The organism is Janibacter sp. CFPM2_SD2 (genome assembly GCF_057364645.1).
Genome location: NZ_JBNFOF010000247.1, coordinates 1 through 3872, shown reverse-complemented (window position 1 = coordinate 3872; position 3872 = coordinate 1). Strand labels below are relative to the sequence as shown.

Below are 3872 nucleotides of genomic sequence, written 5' to 3'. Positions count from 1 at the left end.
CTCGGCGCCGGCGGCAGCCGCGACCCGGGCAAGCGCCCGGGCATGGGTGCCGCCGCTGCCGCCCACGCCGACGTCGTCATCGTCACCGACGACAACCCCCGTGAGGAGGACCCGGCCACGATCCGCGATGCCGTCGCGGAGGGGGTCTGGCCCCGCTCACGGGCCCGTCTCGAGGTCGTCGAGGGCCGCGTCGCGGCCATCGAGCTGGCCGTCGAGATCGCCCACGGATCCGGGCCCGGCGCGACCGTCGCCGTCCTGGGCAAGGGCCACGAGCAAGGACAGGAAGTGCGCGGAGAGATCCGTGAGCACGACGACCGGGCGGTCCTGCGGGCCGCCCTCGACCGCCGGAGCGTCACCGGATGATCCCCACGAGCCTGGGCGCCCTCGCCGACATCACCGGCGGGCGCCTCCACGCCGCCAGCCCGGACGAGGCCGGCGCGATCGTCGTCGACGGCCCCGTCGTCACCGACTCGCGCGAGGCCGGCCCCGGCAGCCTCTACGTCGCCCGGGTCGGCGAGAGCGCCGACGGGCACGACTTCGTCCCCCGCGCCGCCGCGGCGGGTGCCGTGGCCGCCCTGACGACCCGTGAGGTCGACGGGCTGCCGTGCTCGTCGTCGAGGACGAGCAGGCGGCCTTCGTGGCCATCGCCCGCCACCTCGTCGACTCCCGCCCGGAGATGACCGTCATCGGCATCACCGGCTCCTCCGGCAAGACGAGCACCAAGGACCTGCTCGGGTCCGTGCTGGAGACCGCGGGGGAGACCGTCGCCCCCGTCGGGTCCTACAACTCCGAGGTCGGCGTGCCCCTGACCGTCTGCCGGGTCACCCCGACGACGGCGCACCTCGTCGTCGAGATGGGCGCCCGCGGCATCGGCCACATCGACTACCTCACCCGCATCGCCCCGCCGCGCATCGGCATCGTCCTCAACGTCGGCCACGCCCACGTCGGCGAGTTCGGCTCCGTCGAGGCGATCGCCGAGGCGAAGGGGGAGCTGCCCGCCGCCCTGCCCGCAGACGGTGTCGCCGTGCTCAACGCCGACGACCCGCTCGTCGCCGCGATGGCCGAGCGGACCACCGCCCGGGTCGTGCTCGTCGGCGAGTCCGAGACCGCCGACGTGCGGGCCACCGACGTCACCGTCGACGAGATGGGGGCCGCGTCCTTCACCGTCACCGCCCCCTTCGGCACGGCGCGGGTGCGCCTGGGGCTCATCGGGCGCCACCACGTCGGCAATGCCCTGGCCGTCATCGCGGCCGCCGAGGCCGCGGGGATGACGCTCGACCAGGTCGTGCCCGCCCTCGAGGCCGCCCGGCCGCTGAGCCGTTGGCGGATGGAGGTCTCCCGCCGCGACGACGGGGTCGTCGTCGTCAACGACGCCTACAACGCCAACCCCGACTCGATGTCCGCCGCGCTGCGCAGCCTCGCGTCGATGTCGACGACCGGGCGCCGCTGGGCCGTGCTCGGCGCGATGCTCGAGCTCGGCGAGGCCTCCGCGGAGCTGCACGCGGCCGTCGGCCGCGAGGCCGCGGAGCCTCGGCACCGACGAGATCCTCGTCGTCGGCGAGGTCGCCGAGCCGATCGCGGCCGGGGCGCGCGACACTGCTCGTGAGGACGGTCCGCACGTGCGGGTCGTGCCCGACGCCGACGCCGCCGAGGCGGTGCTCGCCGCCGAGCTCGCCGCGCCCGACGTTGTCCTTCTCAAGTCCAGCCGCGACGCCGGGCTACGGTGGCTCGGAGACCGCATCGTCCAGAGGGAGGCCCGCGCATGATGGCGGTGGTCATCGCTTCTGTCGTGTCACTCGTCGTCGCCCTGCTGGGCACGCCGATGTTCATCACGTACCTCGTCAAGCAGGGGTACGGCCAGTTCATCCGCGACGACGGCCCGACCTCGCACCACACCAAGCGCGGCACCCCGACGATGGGCGGTGCCGTGATCATCGCGGCGACCGTGATCGCCTACTTCGTCGCGCACCTGGCCACCCTCCAGACGCCGACGGCGAGCGGCCTGCTCGTGCTCTTCCTCATGGTCGGTCTGGGGGCCGTCGGCTTCGCCGACGACTTCATCAAGATCAGCAAGCAGCGCAGCCTCGGCCTGAAGTCGGGCGAGAAGCTCCTCGGCCAGACCCTCGTCGGCGTGACCTTCGCGGTGCTCGCCCTGCAGTTCCCCAACGAGGCGCTGCGCCGGCCGGCGTCGACGCACATCTCCTTCGTGCGCGACACCGCCCTCGACCTGGCCTTCTTCACCCCGCTCGTCGGCCTCATCCTCTTCGTGCTCTGGGCCAACCTCATGATCGCGGGCACGTCCAACGGCGTGAACCTCACCGACGGTCTCGACGGTCTGGCGACGGGCGCCTCGGTCATGGTCTTCGGGGCCTACGTCGTCATCTCGATCTGGCAGTTCAACCAGAACTGCCAGACCAACCCCGTGGCCAACTGCTACGACGTGCGCGATCCGCTCGATCTCGCCGTCGTCGCAGCCGCCGGCACCGGGGCCTGCTTCGGCTTCCTGTGGTGGAACGCCTCGCCGGCCAAGATCTTCATGGGCGACACCGGCTCGCTCGCCCTCGGCGGCGCGATCGCCGGTCTGGCGATCCTCTCGCGCACCCAGCTGCTCGTCGTGATCCTCGGCGGCCTCTTCGTGACGATCACCCTCTCGGTGATCATCCAGGTCGCGTCCTTCAAGTCCACCGGCAAGCGGGTCTTCCGGATGGCGCCCCTGCAGCACCACTTCGAGCTGCTCGGCTGGCAGGAGGTGACGATCGTCATCCGCTTCTGGATCATCGCGGGGCTCTTCGTCGCCATCGGCCTGGCGATCTTCTACGCCGAGTGGGTCGTGGGGGCACCGTGACCGACGCTGTCTCCCGCGAGGCGCGTCTGGCCGGGTTGACCTGCCGCGAGGCCGACTGGGCCGGGCTGCGCGTCGTCGTCACCGGCCTCGGTGTCTCCGGCTTCGCCGCCACCGACGCGTTGCTCGAGTACGGCGCGCAGGTGCACGTCGTCGACGCCAAGGTGCCCGAGCCGGACACCCAGATGGCCCAGCGCGCCCAGATCCTCGAGGTCCTCGACGCCCACCTGCACCTGGGTGACGGCGCCGAGCAGAGCCTGCCGGTGCCCGCCGACGAGATCGACCTCGTCGTCACCTCACCGGGCTGGCCCCCGCACCAGCCGCTGCTCGCCGCGGCAGCCGCGGCCGGCATCCCCATCTGGGGCGACATCGAGCTCGCGTGGCGGATGCGCCCGCGCGCCGGGGGCGCGCCCTGGCTGCTCGTCACCGGCACCAACGGCAAGACGACGACGGTGCAGATGCTCACCTCGATGCTGCGCGCCGCCGGGCTGCGCGCCGCGAGCGCGGGCAATGTCGGCACCCCCGTGCTCGACCTCGTGCAGGACCCCGAGCCCTACGACGTCATCGCCGTCGAGCTGAGCAGCTTCCAGCTGCACTGGAGCCACTCCCTTCGTCCGCAGGCGGCGGCCTGCCTCAACATCGCGCCCGACCACCTCGACTGGCACGGCTCCCTCGAGGAGTACGCGCGGGCCAAGGGCAAGGTCTACGCCAACGCCGAGATCGCGTGCGTCTACAACGAGCAGGACCCCGCGACCCGGCGCCTCGTCGAGGAGGCCGACGTCGTCGAGGGGTGCCGAGCAGTGAGCTTCACCCTCGGCTCGCCCGGACCGTCGATGCTCGGGCTCGTCGAGGACGTCCTCGCCGACCGGGCCTTCGTCGAGGACCGGGCGACGACCGCCGCCGAGCTCGGCAGCCTCGAGGACCTGCGCGGCGACGCGCCGAGCGTCGCGCCGCACCTCGTGGCCAATGCCCTCGCCGCCGCCGCTCTCGCCCGCGCCCACGGGGTGCCGCCGGTCGCCGTCCGCGACGG

The 3872-nt window shown here is 73.0% G+C and carries 3 protein-coding genes and 1 pseudogene; all 4 read left to right on the top strand.

Going from position 1 to position 3872, the window contains the following annotated elements:
* Positions 1 to 363 (top strand): glutamate ligase domain-containing protein (locus tag AC2W7J_RS16575; RefSeq protein ID WP_485983746.1); only part of this gene is annotated, 363 nt, incomplete at its 5' end.
* Positions 360 to 1766 (top strand): annotated as a pseudogene (locus tag AC2W7J_RS16570) (UDP-N-acetylmuramoyl-tripeptide--D-alanyl-D-alanine ligase). The gene AC2W7J_RS16575 and the pseudogene AC2W7J_RS16570, both read left to right, overlap by 4 nt.
* Positions 1763 to 2845: a phospho-N-acetylmuramoyl-pentapeptide-transferase gene (gene mraY, locus AC2W7J_RS16565; RefSeq protein WP_255185921.1), complete on the top strand. Its 1083-nt coding sequence runs from the start codon at positions 1763 to 1765 to the stop codon at positions 2843 to 2845. Before AC2W7J_RS16570 ends, mraY begins: the two are co-directional and overlap by 4 nt.
* Positions 2842 to 3872, top strand: a 1031-nt coding sequence (gene murD, locus AC2W7J_RS16560; protein ID WP_485983744.1) for a UDP-N-acetylmuramoyl-L-alanine--D-glutamate ligase, incomplete at its 3' end; no start/stop codon positions are given. The genes mraY and murD, both read left to right, overlap by 4 nt.

Excerpts from the sequence above, each read along its gene's own strand:
- mraY (WP_255185921.1), top strand. The coding sequence starts at position 1,763 with ATGATGGCGGTGGTCATCGCTTCTGTCGTGTCACTCGTCGTCGCCCTG.